Consider the following 22,851-nt stretch of genomic DNA (forward strand, 5'->3'; position numbering starts at 1 on the left):
CGCACCATGCAGTGGTGCGGGGCATCGCGGGGGAGCAGTGCCTTATTCGGCGCCGGGAGCGGCGCGCCGGCCGCTGACCTTAGGCACCTGGCCGGTGGTCCAGTCCCTGAACTCGGCGTCGATGTCGGAGCCCGGACCGGTCCGCGGGCGCGCCTGCATGTCCCGCAGCAGCGCCTTCTTCTCGCGGCGTCCCTCCACCAGCCGGTACAGCACCGGAACGAGGATCAGGGTCAGCGCGGTGGAGGACACCAGCCCGCCGATCACCACCACGGCCAGCGGCTGCGAGATGAAGCCGCCGCCGCCGGTAAGCCCCAGTGCCATGGGGGTCAGGGCAAAGACCGTGGCAAGCGCGGTCATCAGGATGGGCCGGAGGCGCTGGCGTGCGCCGTTGGTGATGGCGTCTGCCACGTTCATGCCGGGGCGGCCGTCGCGCGGCTGCCGGTACTGGTTGATCAGGTCGATCAGCACGATCGCGTTGGTGACCACGATGCCCACCAGCATCAGCATGCCAATGAGCGACGGCAGGCCCAGTGGCACTCCGGTGAGCAGCAGCAGGGCCACGGCGCCGGTTGCCGCGAAGGGAACCGACACCAGCAGGATCAACGGCTGGACGAGGGACTTGAACGTGGCCACCATGATCACGTACACGATGGCGATGGCGGCCAGCAGCGCCAGCCCCAACTGCCGGAAGGATTCGGCCTGCTGGGTCGTGGCGCCGCCGATGGTGGCGGTGACCCCGGGCGGCAACTGGACATCGGCCAGGCGCTTCTGGACTTCGGTGTTCACTGCGCCCAGGTTGGAGCCCGACGGCGTGATGGACACCTTGGCGGTGCGCTCACCGTTGCTGGCGGTGATTGAGACGGGGGTGTCCACCAGCTCCACGGTGGCGATGCTTCCCAGCGTCACCGGCCGGCCGCCCGCCGGCAGCGGGATGTTCCGGACGGCGTCGATGCTGGTGAACTTGGTGCCCTGGCCGATACGGACGGGGAAATCGTTGGTGTCGATGCGGACAGTGCCGGCAGGGATGGGGCTGATGGTGGACGCCAGGACCCCGGCCACCTGCTGCTCGTTCAGTCCGGCGGCTACGGCCTTGGCCCTGTCCACCTTGACCTGCACCACGGGCTGGCTGGCGGCCAGGTTGCTGGCCACTTCGCTGGTGCCGGGCACGCCCGCCATTGCGGCCACCATGGTGTCGCTGGCGGCCTGCAGGTCGGCACTGGTGGCAGCCTTCAGGGTGATGTCCACGGTGGATGAGGTGCCGAAGCCGCCCTGCTGGGTGCCCACAGAGACCTTGCCGGAATCAGGGACCTTCGCGAGCTCCGAGCGCACGGTGTCCTGGAGCCGTTCCTGGTTGGCTTTTTCATCCGTAACCACCGTGAAGGTGGAGTTGGAGGATCCGGTGGAGGTGAGCGCGGCGAAGCCGGCCTGGGCGTTGCCGGAGGTCACCTGGACGTCCTTGATGCCGTCGATGCCGCGCAGCACCTCTTCGAGGCGGATGGCGGCGGCACTGGTGTCCGCCAAGCTGGTCCCGGCCGGCAGCACCTGTTTCACGGTCAGGCTGTTCTGCCCCGAGTTCCCCAGGAGGTTCGTGGCCAGCAGCGGTGTCATGGCGCCGGTCGCGCCGAGCACCAGGACGGCGGCCACCAGGGTAATGACGGGATGTTTCTGCGTGGACCGGAGGATGGGAAGGTAGCCGCGCTGCAGGCGGCTGCGCTGCTCGGCGTCGTGGGCCTTCGCCTTGGCCTCGCCGGCCATGCGTTGCGCCTCCGAAGAGCCTGCAGGCGCCCCGCCCGGTGCGTCCTTCGGGTTCTTGAGGAACCAGTAGGCGAGCACCGGGACGATGGTGAGGGACACCAGCAGCGATGCCAGCAGCGCCATGGTGACGGTCAGGGCGAACGGCCGGAACAGTTCACCGGCCAGTTCACCCACGAAGGCGATGGGCAGGAACACCGCCACCGTGGTCAGGGTGGAGGCGGTAATGGCGCCGGCCACCTCCCTGATGGCGGTGAGGATCGCCGTCGACTTTTCCTCGCCGTAACTGAGGTGCCGCTTGATGTTTTCGATGACAACGATGGAGTCGTCCACCACCCGCCCGATCGCGATGGTGAGCGCGCCGAGCGTCAGGATGTTCAGCGAGTAGCCGGTGGCTGACAGGCCGATGAACGTGATCAGCAGGGACAGCGGAATCGACACCGCAGTGACCAGCGTGGAACGGGCGGACATCAGGAAGAGCAGGATGACGGCTACCGCAAACCCCAGCCCCAGCAGGCCTTCCGTGGTGAGGTCCTTGATGGACTTTTCAATGAACGGCGCCTGGTCGAAGACGGGGGTGAACTTTGCGTTCGAGCCCAGCTCCGCCTGGAGGTCGTTCAGGGAGTCCCGCACGGCGTGCGAGATGGCCACCGTGTCGCCCTCAGGTTTTTTGGTCACGGAGATGGCCAGCGTCTCGGCCCCGTTGGTGCGGGTGATGGAGGTGCGTTCGTCATCCTTGAGCGAGACGTCGGCCACCGAACCAATGGTGGCTGCGTTTTTGGCGCCTGCCAGCGGCAGCGCCTTTATGGCGTCGAGGGAGTCGACCGGGCTGCCGATCTGCAGCGAGAGGGTCTTGCCCTGGTCCTGCAGTGTTCCGGCCGGGACCAGGGCGCCGTTGTTGGACAGGGCGTCCTTGATTGCCGAGAGGCTCACTCCCGCGGCCGCCATGGCGTCTGTCCGGGGAAGGATCTCGATGTGCTGGGAGGCGCCGCCGGTCACATCGGCGCTGCGGACGCCGTCGAGCTTCTGCAGCCGGGGCACGCTCAGGCGCTGAAGGTCGGCGTTCAGGTCGCTGAGCGGCTTGTCCGAGGACACTGCGAGGAACACGATGGGGAAATCGCTGATGCTTCCGGCGATGGCCTGCGGCTGGACGTCGCTGGGCAGGGTCCGCTTGGCGTTGGAGATGGCCCGGTCGATCTGGTTCCTGGCCCGGTCCAGGTTCGATCCGTAGGTGAACACCATGGTGATCTGGGAGACCCCGGTCCGCGACGTGGACGACGTGGATTCCAGCCCCTCCACGCCATTCAGCGCCTTCTCCAGCGGACCGCTGACCTGCTTGTCCACCACTTCGGGCGACGCGCCAGGCATGGCGGTGAGCACCGTGATCTGCGGGAACTCAATGGAAGGAATGAGCTCCTGCTTCAGCGATGACATGGTGATCACGCCGAAGACCGAGGCGAAGACGGTGATCAGCGCGATCAGGGCCCTGTTCGCCAGGGATAAGTGCGCCAACCGGAACATGGGTGGTCTCCTGGGGGTCTAAGTGACTGGTAATGCCCTGGGGTGCCAGCCGCTGGCCCCGCAGGGTCAGTGGCTGGCGGAAACGCTCTCCAGCTGGAGGGACTTGGCCGTGGCGCGCTCCAGCTCCGCGGCAAGGTCCGGACTCTCATCCAGCTTGACCCCGTAGCCGGGCATCATGTCCTTGAGCTTGGACTGCCAGCCCTTGAAGTTCTTGGGGAACGTCTTCTGGAGCAGTTCGATCATGATGGGAACAGCGGTAGAGGCTCCGGGCGAAGCGCCCAGGAGCGCGCCGATGGAGCCGTCCCGGCCGGCGATCACTTCGGTTCCGAACTGGAGGATGCCGCCCTTTTGCGGGTCTTTCTTGATGATCTGTACACGCTGGCCGGCGGTGATGAGTTCCCAGTCCCCGCCCTTTGCCTCGGGGTAGTACTCGCGCAGCGCCTCGACCTTCTGGCCGTGCTTCTTGACAACTTCCTTGACCAGGTAGGCGGTGAGGTCCATGTTGTCCTTGGCCACGGCGAGCATCGGGATGATGTTGCCCGGGCGGATGGAGAGGGGCAGGTCCAGGTAGGAGCCGTTCTTCAGGAAGTTGGTGGAGAAGCCTGCGTAGGGTCCGAACAGGAGCGAACGCTTCCCGTTGACGTAACGGGTGTCCAGGTGCGGGACGGACATCGGGGGAGCGCCCACGGAGGCCTGGCCGTAGACCTTGGCGCTGTGCTGGGCGGCGATGGCCTCGTCAGTGCAACGGAAGAACTGGCCCGACACCGGGAAGCCGCCGTAGCCCTTGCTTTCGGGGATGCCGGAGGCCTGCAGCAGGTGCAGGGCCCCGCCGCCGGCGCCGACAAAGACGAACTTGGCGTGGATCTTGCCGTGTTCCCCGGACCGGGGGTACTTCAGCGTAAGGTCCCAGCCGCCGTCGGACGCGCGGGAAATTCCGGTGACGTCGTGGCGGTAGTTGATTTCGACGCCGTTGTTCCCGAGGTAGGTGGTCAGCTCCCGGGTCAGTGCGCCGAAGTCGACGTCGGTGCCCTCGGCGGCGCGGGTGGCGGCAATGCGCTGCTTGGGGTCGCGCCCCTTGACGATCAGGGGCGCCCACTTGGCGATCTGGGCGTGGTCCTCGGAGTATTCCATGCTCCGGAACAGGGGGTGCGGCTTCAGTGCCTCGTACCGGGTCTTCAGGAACCGGGTGTGGTCCTCGCCGATCACGAAGCTCATGTGCGGGACGGTGTTAATGAAGCCCTTGGGCGTGCCAATCAGGTTGTTGTCCACCAGGTGGGACCAGAACTGGCGGGACAGCTGGAACTGTTCGTTGATGACCAGCGCCTTGGCGGGATTGACCGTGCCGTCCTTGGCTGCGGGGGAGTAGTTGAGTTCGCAGAGGGCGGCGTGGCCCGTTCCTGCGTTGTTCCAGGGATCGGAACTTTCGAGCCCCGGCTGGTCCAGCCGTTCGAACAGGGAGATGGTCCAGTCCGGCTCCAACTGCTTGAGGAATGCCCCCAGCGTGGCGCTCATGATGCCGCCGCCGATCAGGACAACGTCGGCGTGTGGGGTCTTGGAAATGAAGGTCACGATCAGTCTCCGATTGCAGCGGCTCTGGCTGTCACAGAATATCCCCGCGCGGCCCTCATACTGAAATTGGCCCGGCCCGTCAAGGCTTTAGCTGGACCTTCGTGAAAACTTCGTTTAAGACCGGTGATGCCGGGTAGCTCAGCACGCGGTCTGAAAGGGCAAGCGCGGAGATGGGGAAGGCGACGGGAACCGCCGGCACGGTCGCGGCGATCTGGGTATTGATGGTGTGATAAAGCTCATCACGCTCCTTGCCGTCCGGCAGTCCCCGTGCCCGGTTGATCTTCGAGAACACCTGCGGATCCTGGTACCCGAACTCGCCGTTCTTCTCCCCGAACAGCGGGCCCACAAAGTTGTCAGCATCGGAGTAGGAGCCGTTCCAGCCGAGGATGTGGAGTGCGTGGTCCCCGGTGGACTGGACCTTCTGGAGATAGCCGTCCGACCAGTCAACCGGCACGGGCCGGATGTTGAAGCCGACGGCGGTGAGTTGGCGGCTGAGCTCTGCGTAAACCTTCTCGGGCGTGGGCAGGTAGGGCCGCGTGACGTTCAGGGGGTAGTAGAACTTCAGTTCCTCGCCCGCGTAGCCACCCTCCTTGAGGTAATCCTTGGCCTTCGCAGGATCATGCCCCAGTGCGGGCGCGTCGTTGTTGAAGCCGCTGATCTTGGGCGGGACAAACTGGGTGGCCTTGGCGGTGTTGTCGATGAAGAACTTGCGGATCAGGGTTTCCTTGTCGATAGCGAGCTCCACCGCCTGCCGGATCTTCTGGTTCTGGAGCACGGGGACGTCCTGGTTCATGCCCACGTACATCACCGAGAACGGGTCGCGTTGCACGATCTGCTTGCCCCGTTTCACCAGCTGGTCGAAATTCCCCACGGTCACCGCGTCGTAGCCGTCGATCTTGCCGTCCAGCAGGGCCTGGAGCCGGATCTGCGGGTGGTTGTAGGCCAGGAAGTTGATCGTGGCGATCTGGCCGCGGTCACCCCAGTAGGCCTTGTTGCTGGACAAGGTGACGTTGTCGCCGTCCCAGGCCGCCAGGGTGAAGGGCCCGGTTCCGACGGGGTTCGTGGCGAACGCGGACATCGCCTGGCCGCCACGGTTCTGATCCAGGACGTCGGCCTTTCCTGAGGCAAGGGCTGCAGGGGACGCGATGGCGAAGGCCGGGAGGGTCAGCGCCTGGAGGAACGCCGTGAAGCGCTGGGTGAGGTCGATCTGTACCGAGTCGGCGCCCAGCGCGGTGCAGCTCTTGAAGATGGACAACCCGGGCTCGTCCGAGTGCGCCTTGAACACGCCCTTGAAGGAGCTGCCCGGTGCCTGCTTCCGCAACTCGGGGGAAAAAGCGAACCAACGGTTGAAATTCGTGCAGACGGCGTCGGCGTTGAAGGGGGTGCCGTCCTGGAATGTGACCCCGGTGCGGAGCTTGAAGGTGTAGGTCCGGCCTTCGTTGGACTCGTTCCATTCGGTGGCCAGCAGCGGGGTGGGCTTGCCGGTGGTCTGGTCCACACCCACCAGGCCTTCCAGGATCTGCCGGGTGATTCTCTGGGACTCAACGTCGTTGGACAGCGCCGGGTCCAGTCCCAGGGGCTGGGCGGCGGTGCCGAAATTGAAGGTGGCAGCGGGCTCCGCCGGCGGGGAACTGGGCGGGCCGGATGTGGGGGAGGGGGACGGCATGCCCGTGCACGACGTCAAGCCCAGCGCCATGATGACGGCGCCGGCCTTGATGACCGTCCGCCGCGATGTACTGCTGGGCACTCGTTTATCACCTCTGGATGCTGCCGGATCCGCCGCTTGCGGGCCGGGGTCCAGTCTAGAGGACAGGACCTGGAGCCGGTCCCAGGTTTGAGCTTCACGTGACAGGGCCGGGTCCGCTGGCTGCCAGCTGACCCGGCCCTGTCGGGGCCCTGGAGGACCTACTTGGGCATGAGGACCGAATCGACCAGGTAGACGGTTGCGTTCTTGGTCTTGACGCCGCCACAGATGACATTGGCGTTGTCCACCTTAAGGTTGTCGCCGCTGCCGGTCACAGTCACCGAACCACCCTGGACCGTGGCGTGCGTGCCGGCGATCTTGTCGGGGGTGATCTGGCCCGGAACCACGTGGTAGGTCAGGATCTTGCTCAACAGCGCATCGTCCGTCTTCAGGGTCTCGATCGTGGCGGGGTCGATCTTCTTGAAGGCGTCGTCCACCGGCGCGAAGACGGTGAATTCGCCGCCGTTGAGGGTGTCAACCAGGTTGACCTTGGGGTTCAGCTTGCCGGAAACCGCCGCGGTGAGGGTGGTGAGGATGGGGTTGTTGGACGCGGCGACGGCCACCGGGTCCAGGGCCATGCCCTCCACCGAGCCGGCACCGGTGGGAACCTGCTTGGCGTAGGCGGCGCAGCCTGGGCCAACCAGGTTTGCCGCCGGGGCCATTTTGCCTGCCGAGGAACTGGCCGAGGCGCTCGCGGACGGCGACGCCATGCTGGAGCTGGGCGAGGAGGCCATCGGCGCCGAGGACGCCGAGGAGCCGGAGGTGCTGCCCGAACCGCCACAGGCGGTGAGGCTGAGCAGAGCGGCCGCTGCAACGCCTGCGACGGTGAAAGTGGTGCGCTTGAGGGTCTGCATTTCAATTCTCCTTGGATCGTGTGGCTGCCGCTCCGGACTCTGTGTTCGGGGCGTGCCGTCTGCCTTGAGGTAGGCACCTGCGCTTGGCTGGTGTCTCAATGGCTATTCGGCCGGTGGGCAGCAGCGGATGGGTGGATCCATGGAGTTTTTCTGTTCGTGGCAGCGTTCCGGCACCACGACTGCAGGTGATTAACGAAGGAATCCCCCGGCCGGAGCCGGGGGATTCGCCATGTGCGCAAGGGGGGACTTGAACCCCCACGCCCGAAGGCACAGGAACCTAAATCCTGCGTGTCTGCCAATTTCACCACTCGCGCGCGGCTTCCTGGCGTGAACGCTGAATCGTTCGACGCCGGATGCCAGTGTCCATTGTAGCGTTGCCCCGGGCGGGTGCCCGGGAACGCGCGGGCCCGGTCAGGCGTCCAGGTCCAGGTCCCGCCGCAGTTTGGCTACGTGGCCGGTGGCCCGGACGTTGTACTGGGCCAGGGAAACGTTGCCGGACGGGTCCACCACGATCGTGGAGCGGATAAGGCCCTGGTACGTCTTGCCGTAATTCTTCTTCTCGCCCCACGCGCCGTAGGCCTCGGCCACGGCGTGGTCCGCGTCCGAAAGCAACGGAAACGTCAGCGACTCCTTGGCAGCGAACTTTGCCAGTTTTTCGACGGGGTCGGGCGAGATGCCCAGGACGTCGTAGCCGGAGGCCTGGAGTGAGGCAAGGCTGTCCCTGAAATCACAGGCTTCCTTGGTGCACCCTGGAGTGGAGGCGGCCGGGTAGAAGTAGACGATGGTGGAGCGGCCGGGCCGGGGCGCCAGGCTGACGTCCTTGCCGGTTGAATCCTGCAAGGTGAAAGCAGGTGCCTTGTCGCCGGTAACGAGTCTTTCAGCCATTGTTTTTCTCCTTGTCGCGGGCGGGACACAACAGCCTAGTAAGCCGGTTGAGCGAGTGCTAATCGGCACTTGGTTATACTGGCTGCTATGCCTGATATGGATCACTGGCCCACAGGGCGCCTCCTGTCCACTGCTGCGCGTCTCGTTGAACACTCGTGGAACGAAAAACTTGGCGCCATCGGACTCACCCACGCCGGTGTTATCGCCATCGAGGTCCTTGCCGCGCAAGGGCCCATGACCCAGGCCCAACTCGCCCAGTACGTCCGCGTCCAGGCCCAGACAATGGGCAAGACACTCAGCCGGCTTGAGTCCCACGGCCACATCGCCCGGGTGCGCAGCACGTCGGACCGCAGGAGCCACGTGGTGTCGCTGACAGAGCAGGGCAAGGAAGCCGTTGCCCAGGCGGTGGAGATGGAGCGTTCGGTGCTGGCATCGGCGTCGATTGATCCCGAACTGCTGCGCCAGGAACTCAAAGCCGTGGTCCGTGAACTGGCCAGCCAGTTCTCCACGACGCCCAGCAACGCCGCGGCACTGGTGGAGAACGCTGCCAAGTAGCTGCTGGTGCCGCTGACCGCATAAGGGAAGCGCGGCCTGGTTCGGAGGAACCGGAGCCGCGCTTTTTTGTGCCCGGCCGCCGGGCCGCCGTCGGACTTTCCCCGCCCCCATCGATTGCCCCGTAACTGCCGTTTTGACTCCCGAAAAGGACATCTACGGAGCAATCGATGACGTGGCCAGGAAAACAAAACAGCCCCCGGCTCGTGTTTCCACAAACCGGAGGCTGTTTTCCCAGTTGTGCACCCCCCGGGACTTGAACCCGGAACCCATTGATTAAGAGTCAATTGCTCTGCCAATTGAGCTAGAGGTGCATCTTTTTTGCTTCCATCCCCGGGCTTTTTCTTTCCCGTTGATCTCCGCAACGACATGAAACTCTACACGAACTTTTGATGCAAGTGAAATCGGCGCCGATGGTGGGACCGGGTTCACTGGAAGGCGCTCAAAACCAGCACAAAATCAGGGTTTTCGTTGTTCGTCAGCAGCCATAATCTTCCGCCCGGGGTTCGGACCACGTCCCTGATGCGACCGTACTTTCCTGTGAAATAGGCCACAGGCGCACCCGCGTCACTTCCGTGCAAGGGTACCGCCCATAACCGTTCGCCGCGGAGTGCGCCCAAATAGGCAATACCGCCGAAAATCTCCAGTCCGCTGGGCGAGGAGTCGCGCGTGGAGGGCCATACGACTTTTGCGTCCTGGAACTCCGCGCGGTGCGGCGCTCGGTGACCAGCGGCCAGCCGTAGTTGCCGCCGGGCAGGATCAGGTTCAGCTCGTCGTCCACGTCGGGCCCGAACTCGCTGGTCCACAACCGGCCGGATTCATCCCAGGCCAGTCCCTGGACGTTCCGGTGCCCCAGGCTGTAGACGGCGTTGCCGAACGGGTTGGCGGGGGCGGGGCTGCCGTCGGGAGGGAGCCGAAGGATCTTGCCGCCCAGTGCGTTGGCGTCCTGGGGCTGCTCGCGGCGCGTGCGTCGCCGGTGCCCACGTACAGGAAACCGTCCGGGCCAAAGCGGATCCTGCCGCCGTTGTGCGTGCCGGCCTTCGGGATTCCGGTAAACACGGTCTGGGGCTGGCCGATTGCCAGGGAACCACCGGCGTTGCCTTCGACCGTCAGCCGAACCACCCGGTTGTCCTGCTGCGCGGTCAAGTAGGCATAGAGGTAACGGTCGGCGTCAAAGTGGGGTGATAGTGCCAGGCCCAGCAGTCCTCCCTCTCCGGCGGGCACCACGCCCGGGACTTTGCCCAGTGTGGTGGCTTTTCCATCCCGGACTGTCTTCAGCAGGGCGCTGTCACGCTCGGAGATGATGGCGGTGCCGTCCGGAAGGAACACTGCTGCCCAGGGGATATCCAGCTGCAGGTCCGAGCGTTCCTGCACAGTCGGAACAGGAACGGCGGACGCAGAGGCGGATGGCGCAGGGACGGCGACGGCGGGAGCTGGGGAGGTGCCGGAGCTGCCCGGGCTTGTGCTTTGTGGGGGCGGGCCCGAGGTGCCTGTGCAGGCGGTGAGCACCAGGTATAAGGCCAAATAGGGGAGGCCCGCCGCAAAGCGGCGGGCCTTCATCCTGTTAGAGCCGTCTGCGGCGCGGAGCGCGGAAGCCCGCGGCCTCCGCATGCGCGGCGGATTCAAACCAGACTTCCGCCCGGGTCTGCTCATAGTCGGGATGTCCTTCTTCGTAGAAGACCATCGCGGCGGCATCGCCCTTTACCGTGTAGTCCGCTGGTCCGCTGCCATCAGGGCCCGGTGCGGCCGAACCGGCGCCGTAGGGCTCATTGGCTGCGAGGTGGCCGGTTGGCTCGGCGGCAGCTGCGCCCGCCTGCCCGGATGGCTGTTGGTGGTCCGCCCCGTTTTCCACAAGGGCGGACGACTGGGTCCGGTCCAGCGTTTCGGCCCTGCCGGCGTCGCCTTGGATGCCGGAGGAGACCGGCGCGGCCGGTTCCTGGTGACTTATTGCTCCGGCGCTGTCCGCCCGGTGCTGGGGCGCCTGGCCGCCTGTCTCCATGCCGCCGTCGTCCACGCTCTCCACCGCAGCTGTTTCGGCCCCGGGGAGGGTGGGGGCATGAGGTGCGGTGTACTCGTCGTGGTGCACGGGGCGGCTTTCCGCGGCCGAAGCTTGCCCGGAAGGCGTGTCAGGGCTGGCGCCGGCCTGTGGCTCCATTCCCGTGGAACCTGCAGCCGCGCCCGTGGCGGAGGAGCCTGACCTGGAGCCGGGTCCGGCCTCGGACCACTGGGTTTCCCATTCGGCCTGGTCTGCGACCTGGTCCTGCCGCCGGCGTTCCTCCTGTTCAGTGCCGCTGTCGGAAGGGTGTGCCGCTGGCGTGGGGGTGGCTGCCGAGTCCGCCGGCTCCTCAGCCGCGGAAGGGACGGCTGGTTCGGCGGGTTTCCCGAATCCTGCTGCCGTGGGGATGCCGGTCGTCCCTGCAGCCTGGGCGGACGCGGCGGCGCTGCCGCCCGCCAGGGCTCCGTCGGTCCGCGTTCCGTCAGTCCGGGCTCCGGCCGACGACCCGCCGGGAGGGTTGGCGGCTTTGTTGCGGTTCAGCAGCCACCAGATGATGATGGCGGCGACGACTACGAGAATGATCCAGAAAACAATGTCCATGGCAAGCCCTTCTGTCCAGGTGGATGGGTGTCCTGTCCCTGACGCTACGTGGGGTCACCACTGCTGTCCAGAGAAGCTCCGGCATCCGGTCGCGTCTCAAAGGATGGGATGGAAGTCCACTATCCGAAAGGAATTTCGGAGGTTTTCCGTTCGGCCCGCTCCCGGCGGTCGTTTCGCCAGTGTCCGAGCCCTAGACTTTCCCCTATGAGTGACGCCCAGACCGCAACCGAGAACCAGCCTGACATCAAGCCCCGCAGCCGCGTGGTAACCGATGGCATCCATGCGGCGCCGGCGCGCGGCATGTTCCGGGCCGTCGGAATGGGGGATGACGACTTCGCCAAGCCGCAGGTAGGCGTGGCGAGTTCATGGAACGAGATCACCCCCTGCAACCTCTCGCTGAACCGGCTCGCGCAGGGCGCCAAGGAGGGCGTGCACGCTGGCGGCGGTTTCCCCATGCAGTTCGGCACCATCTCTGTGTCCGACGGCATCTCCATGGGCCACGAAGGCATGCACTTCTCCCTGGTCTCGCGCGAAGTCATCGCCGACTCCGTTGAGACCGTCATGCAGGCCGAGCGGATCGACGGTTCCGTCCTGCTGGCCGGCTGTGACAAGTCCCTGCCGGGCATGCTTATGGCGGCTGCCCGCCTGGACCTGGCCAGCGTGTTCCTTTATGCGGGGTCCATCATGCCGGGCTGGGTGAAGCTTGAGGACGGCTCCGAAAAGGAAGTCACCCTCATCGACGCCTTCGAAGCCGTCGGTGCCTGCGCCGCAGGCAAGATGAGCATGGAGGACCTCACCCGCATCGAAAAGGCCATCTGCCCCGGCGAAGGTGCCTGCGGCGGCATGTACACGGCCAACACCATGGCCTGCATCGGCGAAGCCCTGGGCATGTCCCTCCCGGGCTCCGCAGCCCCGCCCTCGGCAGACCGCCGTCGGGACGAATTTGCCCGCAAGTCCGGCGAAGCGGTGGTCAACCTGCTGCGCCACGGCATCACCGCCCGCGACATCATGACCAAAAAGGCCTTCGAGAACGCCATCGCCGTCACCATGGCGTTCGGTGGCTCCACCAACGCCGTCCTGCACCTGCTGGCCATCGCCCGCGAGGCGGAAGTTGAACTGACCCTTGACGACTTCAACCGCATCGGCGACAGAATCCCGCACCTGGGCGACCTCAAGCCCTTCGGCCGGTACGTCATGACCGACGTCGACAGGATCGGCGGAGTGCCGGTCATCATGAAGGCACTGCTCGACGCCGGCCTGCTGCACGGCGACTGCCTCACTGTTACGGGCAAGACCGTCGCGGAGAACCTCGAGGCCATCAACCCGCCGGACGTGGACGGCAAGATCCTGCGCGCGCTGGACAACCCGATCCACAAGACCGGCGGCATCACCATCCTGCACGGGACCATGGCTCCCGAAGGCGCCGTGGTAAAGAGCGCCGGCTTCGATGCCGACGTCTTCGAAGGCACCGCCCGCGTTTTCGAGCGTGAGCAGGGCGCACTGGATGCGTTGGACAACGGCCGCATCCACGCGGGCGACGTCGTGGTCATCCGCTATGAAGGCCCCAAGGGCGGGCCGGGCATGCGCGAAATGCTTGCCATCACCGGCGCCATCAAGGGTGCAGGCCTGGGCAAGGATGTCCTGCTGCTGACTGACGGCCGCTTCTCCGGCGGTACCACCGGCCTGTGCATCGGCCACGTTGCCCCGGAAGCGGTCGACGGCGGTCCTATCGCCTTCGTGAAGGACGGCGACCGGATCCGCGTGGACATCGCGGCGCGCACCTTCGACCTGCTGGTGGAGGAGGCTGAACTCGAGGCCCGCAGGGTGGGCTGGGAGCCGCTGCCGGCCAGGTACACCAAGGGCGTCCTCGCCAAGTACGCCAGGCTGGTCCACAGCGCGAGCCAGGGAGCCTGGACCGGTTAGCAAGCCCTAGCGCCCAGGTGCCGCGGCTTAATAAGGAAGCTCCGAGGGGCCCCAAGTGTTCGGCGTCCGCGCCGTGCGCTTGGGGGAGGAGCGTCCGCCTGCCGCCTAACGCTGTTGGGCTTCGGGGTGGTTTGACCGGGATAGGATCGAAGGGTGGACAATGAGGTCCACATGGTGAGATTGGGTTGTCGCTCGTTGACACGTATCTTGCCAAGAGGGAAAACTAAACGCATGACTTTCGTTACCGTCGGCATCGTCGTCGTCGTACTTACCAAGCGCGTGGCACCTTAGCCCTGGTAACGAGCCGTCACGCGCAAACCCCTCAAAAGCCGCCAGGCCGAGGGGTTTTTTTATTTCCACCGTTCCAAACCAGTTCCAGAACCAGAGAAGATCCACAAGGAAGAGTCCGATGAGCAAAGGATCGCCCATCAGCCCCTCGCTGATGGCTACCAAGTCCGCTGGAGCCGCCAAGGCTCCGGAACGCGCCGACCGGACGGCTGACCACGCCGCCGTCGTCGCCGACCTTGCTGCCGTCTCTCCTGTCCTTGGGCCGAACAACGTCGTACCCCCGACGGTGATGACCGGCTCGCAAGCAATCGTCCGCTCGCTCGAAGAACTCGGCGTGGACGATATTTTCGGTTTGCCTGGTGGCGCGATCCTGCCCACCTACGACCCCTTGATGGCCTCCACCATGAACCACGTGCTGGTCCGTCACGAACAGGGAGCCGGCCACGCCGCGCAAGGCTACGCCATGGTCACCGGGCGGGTGGGTGTCTGCATCGCCACCTCAGGCCCCGGCGCCACCAACCTCGTTACCGCCATCATGGATGCCCACATGGACTCCGTGCCCCTGGTGGCCATCACCGGCCAGGTATCCAGCGGCGTGATCGGCACCGATGCTTTCCAGGAAGCCGACATTGTGGGCATCACCATGCCCATCACCAAGCACTCCTTCCTGGTCACCGACCCCAACGACATCCCGCACGTCATGGCCGAGGCCTTCCACCTGGCTTCCACCGGCCGTCCCGGCCCGGTGCTGGTGGACGTCGCGAAGGACGCCCAGGTGGGGCAGATGACCTTTTCCTGGCCTCCGAAGATCGACCTGCCGGGCTACCGGCCGGTCACCCGGGGCCACAACAAGCAGGTGCGTGAGGCGGCAAAGCTCATTGCCGCTTCCACCAAGCCGGTCCTGTACGTGGGCGGAGGCGTGGTCAAGGCCCACGCCTCGGCCGAACTGCGCGCCCTCGCCGAAGCAACCGGGGCGCCTGTGGTGACCACCCTCATGGCCAAGGGCGCCTTCCCGGACTCGCACCCGCAACACGTGGGCATGCCGGGTATGCATGGCACCGTTTCCGCCGTCACGGCACTGCAGCAGTCAGACCTGCTGATCACGCTCGGCGCGCGCTTCGACGACCGCGTCACCGGCGTACTGAAGACGTTCGCGCCCAATGCCAAGGTCATCCACGCGGACATCGATCCCGCGGAAATCTCCAAGAACCGCGCCGCCGATGTGCCCATCGTGGGGTCCGTCAAGGAGATCATCCCGGAACTGACCGAGGCCGTGCGCAGCCAGTTCGAGGCCTCGGGAACCCCGGACCTGACCACCTGGTGGGCGTTCCTGAACAACCTCAAGGAAACGTACCCGCTGGGCTGGACGGAACCGGACGACGGCCTCATCGCCCCGCAGAAGGTCATCCAGCGGATCGGCGCGCTGACCGGTCCCGAAGGGATCTACGTGGCGGGCGTGGGCCAGCACCAGATGTGGGCTGCCCAGTTCATCAAGTACGAACGCCCGCATGCCTGGCTGAACTCCGGCGGCGCCGGAACCATGGGCTATGCCGTACCGGCCGCCATGGGCGCCAAGGTCGGTGAGCCGGACCGCGTTGTCTGGGCCATCGACGGCGACGGCTGTTTCCAGATGACCAACCAGGAACTGGCCACCTGCGCCATCAACAAGATCCCCATCAAGGTCGCCGTCATCAACAACTCCTCGCTGGGCATGGTGCGGCAGTGGCAGACCCTCTTCTACGAGGGCCGCTACTCCAACACCGACCTCAACACCGGCCACGACACCGTCCGCATCCCGGACTTCGTCAAGCTGGGGGAGGCCTACGGCTGTGCCTCGTTCCGCGTCGAACGCGAAGAGGACATTGACGCCACCATCCAGAAGGCCCTCGAGATCAACGACCGCCCCGTGGTCATCGACTTCGTAGTGAGCCCCAACTCCATGGTGTGGCCGATGGTGCCCGCCGGCGTAAACAACGACCAGATCCAGGTTGCCCGCAACATGACCCCGGAATGGGAAGAGGAAGACTGAGCATGAGCCGCCACACACTCTCCGTCCTGGTTGAGGACAAGCCCGGCGTCCTGACCCGCGTCGCCAGCCTCTTCGCCCGCCGCGCCTTCAACATCAACTCCCTGGCCGTTGGCCCCACCGAAGTGCCGGGTGTCTCCCGCATGACGGTGGTGGTCGACGCCGACGGCGACCTCATCGAGCAGGTCACCAAGCAGCTCAACAAACTGGTCAACGTGATCAAGATCGTTGAGCTGACCCCAGAATCTTCCGTACAGCGCGACCACATCCTGGTCAAGGTACGTGCGGATGCCGCAACACGCCTGCAGGTAACCCAGGCCGCAGACCTGTTCCGTGCCTCAGTGGTCGACGTCTCCACCGACTCCGTCGTCATTGAAGCCACCGGCCACCCGGAAAAGCTCACAGCCCTCCTCTCAGTGCTGGAGCCCTTCGGCATCCGCGAAATTGTGCAGTCAGGCACCCTGGCCGTTGGACGGGGATCCCGCTCCATGAGTGACCGGGCACTCCGCTCCGCCTAGGCACACGCCAAAGGCGGGACGCCGCGCCCGCAACCGCAGCACCGTAAGACCACTATCTACAACCACTCAAGAGGAGTTACGCAAGTGACTGAAATGTTCTACGACGACGACGCCGACCTGTCGATCATCCAGGGCCGCAAGGTTGCCATCGTCGGTTATGGTTCCCAGGGCCACGCCCACGCGCTCAACCTGCGCGATTCCGGCGTCGAGGTCGTCATCGCCCTGAAGGAAGGCTCCAAGTCGACCGCCAAGGCCGAGGATGCAGGCTTCACTGTCAAGAACGTTGCCGACGCCGCCGAATGGGCGGACGTCATCATGATCCTGGCGCCGGACCAGCACCAGCGCGCGATCTACAACGACTCAATCAAGGGCAAGCTGACCCCCGGCAAGGCACTGGCCTTCGCCCACGGCTTCAACATCCGCTTCGGCTACATCCAGGCACCGGAAGGCGTCGACGTCATCCTGGTTGCCCCCAAGGCGCCGGGCCACACCGTCCGCCGCGAGTTCGAAGCCGGCCGCGGCATCCCGGACATCATCGCCGTTGAGCAGGACGCATCCGGCAACGCCTGGGAGCTGGCAAAGTCCTACGCCAAGGCCATTGGCGGCACCCGCGCCGGCGTCATCAAGACCACCTTCACCGAAGAGACCGAAACCGACCTCTTCGGTGAGCAGGCGGTCCTGTGCGGCGGTGTTTCCCAGCTGATCCAGTACGGTTTTGAAACCCTGACCGAAGCCGGCTACCAGCCGCAGATCGCCTATTTCGAGGTGCTGCACGAGCTCAAGCTCATCGTCGACCTCATGTGGGAAGGCGGCATCGCCAAGCAGCGCTGGAGCGTCTCCGACACCGCAGAGTACGGCGACTACGTCTCCGGCCCGCGCGTCATCACCCCCGAGGTGAAGGAAAACATGAAGGCTGTCCTGGCCGACATCCAGTCCGGCGCCTTCGCCAAGCGCTTCATCGAGGACCAGGACAACGGCGGCGTCGAGTTCAAGGAACTGCGCGCCAAGGCCGAACAGCACCCCATCGAGGCCGTGGGCCGCGAACTGCGCTCCCTGTTCTCCTGGCAGCAGCAGGACGTTGACTACGTGGAAGGCTCCGCAGCACGCTAAGGCGTGCCAGCCCAACCACGCAGACCGCAGCGGTGAGGCCGGGTTCACACTTAACAATGTGAGCCCGGCCTTTCCGTCGGCCTAGACTTGTTTCATCCCCAGGACTGCAACGCAGAGGATCAGCCGTGTCAAAACCCGTAGTACTGCTCGCCGAAGAACTTTCCCCCGCCACTGTCGAGGCCCTCGGCCCGGACTTTGAAATCCGCCAGACTGACGGCGCAGACCGTTCCCAGCTGCTCTCGGCGATCAGTGACGTAGACGCCATCCTGGTCCGCTCCGCCACCCAGGTTGACGCCGAAGCCATCGCCGCCGCCAAGAACCTGAAAGTCATCGCCCGTGCCGGCGTGGGCCTGGACAACGTCGACATCAAGGCGGCCACCCAGGCCGGCGTCATGGTGGTCAACGCCCCCACGTCCAACATCGTGTCCGCCGCAGAGCTGACCGTGGGCCACATCCTCAGCCTGGCCCGCCACATCCCGCAGGCCAGCGCCGCCCTCAAGGATGGCGAGTGGAAGCGCTCCAAGTACACCGGCATCGAGCTGTTCGAGAAGAAGATCGGCATCATCGGCCTCGGCCGGATCGGCGCCCTCGTGGCAGCCCGCCTCAAGGGCTTCGACACCAAGATCCTTGCCTACGACCCCTACATCACGTCCGCCCGCGCGGCGCAGCTTGGCGTGCAGCTGGTCACCCTGGATGAGCTCCTTGCCCAGTCCGACTTCATCACCATCCACATGCCCAAGACGCCGGAGACCGTGGGCATGCTCGGCGCGGACGCCTTCAAGAAGATGAAGAGCACCGCCTACGTGGTCAACGTCGCCCGCGGTGGCCTCGTGGACGAGGAAGCCCTCTTCACGGCCCTGCAGGACGGCGAGATCGCCGGAGCCGGCGTCGACGTCTTCGCCAAGGAACCCAGCACCGATCTGCCGTTCTTCAAGCTCGACAACGTGGTGGTGACCCCGCACCTGGGCGCCTCGACCGATGAAGCCCAGGAAAAGGCCGGCGTCTCCGTGGCCAAGTCCGTCCGCCTGGCCCTCGCCGGCGAACTGGTGCCCGACGCCGTCAACGTTGCCGGCGGCGTCATTGCCCCCGACGTCCGCCCGGGCATCCCGCTGATCGAAAAGCTGGGCCGGATCTTCACCGCGCTGACCCACGCTTCCCTGACCCAGTTCGACGTCGAAGTGGCCGGCGAAATCTCGTCCCTCGACGTCAAGGTGTTGGAGCTTGCGGCGCTGAAGGGCATCTTCGCCGACGTGGTGACCGAGCAGGTGTCCTACGTCAACGCGCCGGTCATCGCCGAGCAGCGCGGCATCAATGTCCGCCTCATCACCACCCCGGACACCGAGTCCTACCGCAACGTCCTGACCTTGCGCGGTGCCCTGAGCGACGGCAGCCAGATCTCCGTGGCCGGCACGCTGACCGGGCCCAAGCAGGTCGAGAAGCTGGTGGGCATCAACGGCTTCGAAGTTGAAATCCCCATCAGCGAACACCTCGTGGTGGTTGCCTACACCGACCGCCCCGGCGTCATCGGAACCATCGGCCACATCCTGGGCATGAACAACATCAACATCGCCGGCATGCAGGTGGCCCGCTCCACCGAAGGCGGCCAGGTCCTTGCCCTGCTGACCATTGACAGCTCCGTGCCGCAGCAGGTACTCGACGCCATCAAGGCCGGCATCGGCGCAGAGATGGTCCGGGAAGTGGACCTGGAAGCCTAACAAAGGCAGGCGGCGGGGAAACGCCGCCACCGCTGCCCGGCGACGCGCCGGGCGAGGCCACATCTGATTGGCCGGTCTGCTTACAATGGCTTGGTCCTGATTCAGGACCGTAGCCGGCAGACCGGCCAATACCTTTTGCACATCCGTCCGCCACTGTCCACATCTGCCCGGGCGGATGTCAGTGTGCGCACGCAATCCAGGTTCCAGGGAGTTCCATGAACGCCGTCCAGAGGTTCATCAGAAGCAGGGTGCTGCTGTTGACCGCGGCCATCCTGATCGCAGCCATGTGCTTGTCGGTCGTCGTCCAAAGCCAGTCACAGGCCGCGCTCAACCGGACGGTTGATGAAAATTCCAGGGGGCTCTACGACATCCTGGTGCAGGCCAAGGCACCGTCCGGGGCGCTGCTGCAGCCCGAGATCGCCAACGGCGCCGGGGGCATCGGTTTCGACCAGCTGGACTCCATCAAGAAGCTCTCCGGCACCTCCGTGGCAGCTCCCATCAGCCTGGTTTCGCGGGTCACCCAGAACCTTGAGACGCCCCGCCTCGATGCCATGGACTACCTCGGCTACAACGCCGGGCTGGCAGGTACGGCCACGGCGGACCAGGCAGCAGGCGCCACCGCCCCGGACAAGTGGCCCGCAGCTGAATCCGTGCTCACGGACACCGCCAAGAAGTACCGGCTGACCGCCAGTGCCGTCAGCTCTGACGGCAACTCCGAGCAGACCCTGTTCAAGACCACCGCCGAGGGCACGCTGGGCAAGGCCCGCCTGGTGGAGGAAAAGGCACAGGGCGGCAGCAGCATCCGCATCGCCGCACCGGCAGGGGAGACCGGCATCAAGTTCCCCGCCCCCGCCGGCGGCTCGGAGCACAACCTCTTCAACCTCTCCGTGGGACTGCCGATGGCCCCCGAAGTCACCGAATCCGTAGTGGCCGTGGACCCCGCCGCCGAACGGGCCCTGCTCGGTTCGGCCGGTGACTTCCTGGCCCCGCTTGAGAAGGCACCGCCGGCTGACGCACGTGACGCGGGCGCCGTCGGCCGTTACCTGGAAGGCCTGTTTACCAACGGCATCAGCATGGACCAGCTCAAGGAAGGACCGGATTTCCTGGGCGTCAAACTCAAGTACTGGGCTCCCTTGATGACCCAGTACCAGCAGGCCAAGCGCACAGGCCAACTGACCAGCGGCTCCCAGGCCGTGCCGCTGATCGTGCGCTCAGGCACGTCACTGGACCTGAAGTACAACGTCAAGATTGAAGAAATTGACGACGCCGGCAAGGTCGTGAAGGACGTCGGTACCGTTTCGAAGTCCTTGGGCAAGGATTACCTGCCTTTCGTTTCGAAGGACCCTTTCGTGCTGTCCTGGCCTGGCTCCACGGACCACTCGTCGCTGCTGGGCAGCAACGGCAACTTCAACCCGGGCCTCTACACACCTGCCAAGTGGAGCACCGATTTCGCCGGTGCCCCCAAGTACACCGATGGCGACACCGCGTCCAACGGTGCCGTGGACAAGACCGCGGTGCCCGGCGAATGGGTCACCGTAAACCGACTGCCGGACAAGGCCTCCAACGGCGCGCCCGTGGACCAGACCCAGCGCAACCCCGTGGACGAGCGATCCTACCGGGACAACCTTTCCAAGGGCCAGCAGCAGGCAGCGACGCCGCTGCCCATGGTCTACGGAACATTCGACCCCGCCGCGGTGGAGGCAGCCTCCGGAGACGTCAACAAGCTTCCCCTCGGCGGCTACGACCCCACCCCGTTCACCCTGTCCAAGGATGCCGCCGGCAAGGACGTTCCGGCCGCTGAGCTCAAGCCGTCGCTGAGCGCCACCGGACTGGCCAGCCAGTCCGCCGGTGCCATCACGGACTACTACGGACTTGCCGCTGCCCGCGGCTACAAGCAGAATGCCGCCGTCATCGACGCCGTCCGCGTCCGCGCCAAGGCGCCGGGCAGCTGGAAGGAAGCCCAGCCCGAGGTGGAGAAGCTCGCCGCCGAAATCCGGGCCATGGGCCTGGACGCCACCGTGGTGGCAGGGTCAGCCCGCGAGGACACCAGCATCTTCGTGCCCGGCTACTCCAAGGACGGAGCCGGCAAGGAGTCTGCGCTGGGCACGGTCAAGCAGTCATGGGTCCGGCAGAACGCGGCGGAGGCGGTGGCCGGATCGCTCTCCGGAACCAACATCACCCTTCTGTTCCTGACGCTGTGCGGTGCGGCGCTGCTGACCGGCGCGTCCACGGTGAGCTACATCCGCAAACGCCGCAGCGAGGCCGGCACACTGCGCGCCATGGGCTGGACCCAGCGGCGGATCCGCAGCTGGGTGCTTGAGGAATTCGGCGTCGGAGCCGTGCTCCTGGCAGCCGCGGGCATCGTGCTCAGCCTGCTGAGCTGGAGCCTTGCCACCGCACTGGTGTGCCTCGCCGTCCTGGTGCTGTATTGCGGTGCCGCACTGTTCGCGGCGCAGCAGCTCCGCCACCGCGACGTGATCGACCAGGAGCCGCAGCATGACGAACGGCTCATCCAGGTCGATTCCCCGCTGACCTTTGCCAACCGGCAGCTGAGCACCAACAAGTTCAATACGCTGTCCCTCGCTGTTGCCGTCGGGGTCTTCGGCGCCGCCGTGGGTGGCCTGGTCGCGCTGCTGATCGACATTCCGAGGGCGGCGGGGGCCAGTGCGCTCAGCGGCCTGGCCGCGGCAGCCGTGACGCTGCCGAGCATCCTGCTGGCCCTTGCGGGCGTGGCCGTGGGGCTGGTGCTCACCCTGGTGACGGGACGCTTCGAGCTCAACGCCAAGCGCCAGTACCTGGGCATCCTGCAGGCCATGGGCTGGAACCCGGACATGCTCCGCCAGGTCCGGTTGTTTGAAAACGCGCTGGTGGGAACCGTGGCCCTGCCCCTGGGCGTGTTGGGCGCCCTGGGCATCGGCCTGCTGCTGGCCCCCTACGCGGCCATCTGGGCCGCCGTGGCCGGGCTGGTGGGTGTAATTTGCTGGATACCGATTGCAACGAAAGTAGTCCGATGACAAACCCGACGAACGTCCAGCGCAGCCGCAGGGGCGGCTCCAACGAGGTCCCCCTGCAGACCCGGGCCAGCACCATCGTCAGGTCGGCCGACCATGCCACCCCGCTGGAGATGCGCGACATCAACATCCGCTACGGCGGCGGAAAAGGCGGCGCCGAGACAGTGAGCGTAGTGGAAGGCTTCGACCTGACGCTGCACGCCGGCGAGATGCACTGCGTGGCCGGCCGAAGCGGCTCCGGCAAGACGTCCATCCTGACGGTCGGCGCCGGACTCACCCTGCCGACGTCGGGCCGCGTTTTCTGGGAAGGCGATTCCCTGGAAAGCATGGGCGACGACGAAATCGCCGACCGCCGTCGTGCACTGATCGGATACGTCGACCAGGGCGGCGCCCTGATTGACGGCATGAGCGCCCTCGAGAACGTCCTCCTGCCCGCCGTTCCCGACGGCGAGGTGGACCAGCGGCGCGACATGGCCAAGGACCTGCTGGACCTGGTGGGGCTGGGCCGCCGCATGCGGCACCGCCCCGCCCAGCTGTCCGGCGGTGAACGGCAGCGCGTGGCGATCGCCCGCGCACTGATCCTGGGCACCAGGGTCCTGGTGGTGGATGAGCCCACCGCCAGCCTGGACCGCGCGTCCGCCAACCGCATTATCAGCATCCTGAAGGACACCACCTCGGACGGCATCGCCGTGCTGGTGGCATCGCACGACCACGAACTGGTCCGGCTGAGCGATACCCTGACAGAACTGATCTAGCCCGCCCGCTTACGCACCGAAGGTAACCGTCC

14 protein-coding genes, 2 tRNA genes and 1 pseudogene are annotated in these 22,851 nt (G+C 65.8%); 8 read left to right on the forward strand and 9 right to left on the reverse strand.

Annotated features, from left to right (window positions below; all coding sequences use genetic code 11):
- Nucleotides 1-42 precede the first annotated feature (42 nt).
- The 6 genes from IEW19_RS08475 to bcp form a co-directional block, all read right to left on the reverse strand.
- Nucleotides 43-3,273, reverse strand: coding sequence for an efflux RND transporter permease subunit (locus IEW19_RS08475; RefSeq protein ID WP_188571212.1), 3,231 nt, complete (start codon nucleotides 3,271-3,273; stop codon nucleotides 43-45).
- Between the two features lie 66 nt (nucleotides 3,274-3,339).
- Nucleotides 3,340-4,842, reverse strand: coding sequence for a malate:quinone oxidoreductase (locus IEW19_RS08480; protein WP_188571213.1), 1,503 nt, complete (start codon nucleotides 4,840-4,842; stop codon nucleotides 3,340-3,342).
- Nucleotides 4,843-4,921: 79 nt separating this feature from the next.
- Complete coding sequence (locus tag IEW19_RS08485; RefSeq protein ID WP_229748385.1) at nucleotides 4,922-6,589, reverse strand: ABC transporter substrate-binding protein; 1,668 nt, start codon at nucleotides 6,587-6,589, stop codon at nucleotides 4,922-4,924.
- 158 nt (nucleotides 6,590-6,747) lie between these two features.
- Nucleotides 6,748-7,440 (reverse strand): fasciclin domain-containing protein, encoded by a 693-nt coding sequence (locus IEW19_RS08490; protein ID WP_188571214.1) that lies wholly within the window; start codon nucleotides 7,438-7,440, stop codon nucleotides 6,748-6,750.
- A gap of 232 nt (nucleotides 7,441-7,672) precedes the next feature.
- Nucleotides 7,673-7,754: transfer RNA gene (locus IEW19_RS08495), tRNA-Leu, on the reverse strand.
- A gap of 97 nt (nucleotides 7,755-7,851) precedes the next feature.
- A complete protein-coding gene (bcp, locus tag IEW19_RS08500; RefSeq protein ID WP_188571215.1) occupies nucleotides 7,852-8,325 on the reverse strand; it encodes a thioredoxin-dependent thiol peroxidase in 474 nt (157 codons plus the stop codon).
- Between the two features lie 96 nt (nucleotides 8,326-8,421).
- Here bcp and IEW19_RS08505 point away from each other — a divergent pair, with 96 nt between their 5' ends.
- A complete protein-coding gene (locus IEW19_RS08505; protein ID WP_188571286.1) occupies nucleotides 8,422-8,880 on the forward strand; it encodes a MarR family winged helix-turn-helix transcriptional regulator in 459 nt (152 codons plus the stop codon).
- A 238-nt stretch (nucleotides 8,881-9,118) separates the two neighbouring features.
- Here the strand turns inward: IEW19_RS08505 and IEW19_RS08510 are convergent.
- The 3 genes and pseudogenes from IEW19_RS08510 to IEW19_RS08520 form a co-directional block, all read right to left on the reverse strand.
- A tRNA-Lys gene (locus IEW19_RS08510) sits at nucleotides 9,119-9,191 on the reverse strand.
- 114 nt (nucleotides 9,192-9,305) lie between these two features.
- Nucleotides 9,306-10,530, reverse strand: a pseudogene (locus IEW19_RS08515) (PQQ-dependent sugar dehydrogenase).
- Entirely contained in the window at nucleotides 10,442-11,473 is a 1,032-nt protein-coding gene (locus IEW19_RS08520) for a sunset domain-containing protein (protein ID WP_188571216.1), read from the reverse strand. The pseudogene IEW19_RS08515 and the gene IEW19_RS08520 overlap by 89 nt, the downstream one beginning before the upstream one ends.
- Before the next feature lie 204 nt (nucleotides 11,474-11,677).
- Between IEW19_RS08520 and ilvD the strand changes: the two genes are divergently transcribed.
- The 7 genes from ilvD to IEW19_RS08555 all read left to right on the forward strand — a co-directional run bounded on the left by ilvD (nucleotide 11,678) and on the right by IEW19_RS08555 (nucleotide 22,819).
- Nucleotides 11,678-13,396, forward strand: a complete 1,719-nt coding sequence (gene ilvD, locus IEW19_RS08525; RefSeq protein ID WP_188571217.1) for a dihydroxy-acid dehydratase — start codon at nucleotides 11,678-11,680, stop codon at nucleotides 13,394-13,396.
- A 409-nt stretch (nucleotides 13,397-13,805) separates the two neighbouring features.
- Nucleotides 13,806-15,713 (forward strand): acetolactate synthase large subunit, encoded by a 1,908-nt coding sequence (locus tag IEW19_RS08530; RefSeq protein ID WP_188571218.1) that lies wholly within the window; start codon nucleotides 13,806-13,808, stop codon nucleotides 15,711-15,713.
- 2 nt (nucleotides 15,714-15,715) lie between these two features.
- A complete protein-coding gene (ilvN, locus tag IEW19_RS08535) occupies nucleotides 15,716-16,228 on the forward strand; it encodes an acetolactate synthase small subunit (RefSeq protein WP_043453275.1) in 513 nt (170 codons plus the stop codon).
- Between the two features lie 84 nt (nucleotides 16,229-16,312).
- Nucleotides 16,313-17,338 (forward strand): ketol-acid reductoisomerase, encoded by a 1,026-nt coding sequence (gene ilvC, locus IEW19_RS08540; protein WP_188571219.1) that lies wholly within the window; start codon nucleotides 16,313-16,315, stop codon nucleotides 17,336-17,338.
- A 125-nt stretch (nucleotides 17,339-17,463) separates the two neighbouring features.
- On the forward strand, nucleotides 17,464-19,053 hold the full coding sequence (gene serA / locus IEW19_RS08545; RefSeq protein ID WP_188571220.1) for a phosphoglycerate dehydrogenase: 1,590 nt from the start codon (nucleotides 17,464-17,466) through the stop codon (nucleotides 19,051-19,053).
- Between the two features lie 215 nt (nucleotides 19,054-19,268).
- Entirely contained in the window at nucleotides 19,269-22,067 is a 2,799-nt protein-coding gene (locus IEW19_RS08550) for an ABC transporter permease (RefSeq protein WP_188571221.1), read from the forward strand.
- Nucleotides 22,064-22,819 (forward strand): ABC transporter ATP-binding protein, encoded by a 756-nt coding sequence (locus IEW19_RS08555; RefSeq protein WP_188571222.1) that lies wholly within the window; start codon nucleotides 22,064-22,066, stop codon nucleotides 22,817-22,819. The genes IEW19_RS08550 and IEW19_RS08555 overlap by 4 nt, the downstream gene beginning before the upstream one ends.
- Nucleotides 22,820-22,851 lie beyond the last annotated feature (32 nt).

Origin of the sequence: Arthrobacter liuii (assembly GCF_014639275.1) — a bacterium.
Classification (GTDB): domain Bacteria; phylum Actinomycetota; class Actinomycetes; order Actinomycetales; family Micrococcaceae; genus Arthrobacter; species Arthrobacter liuii.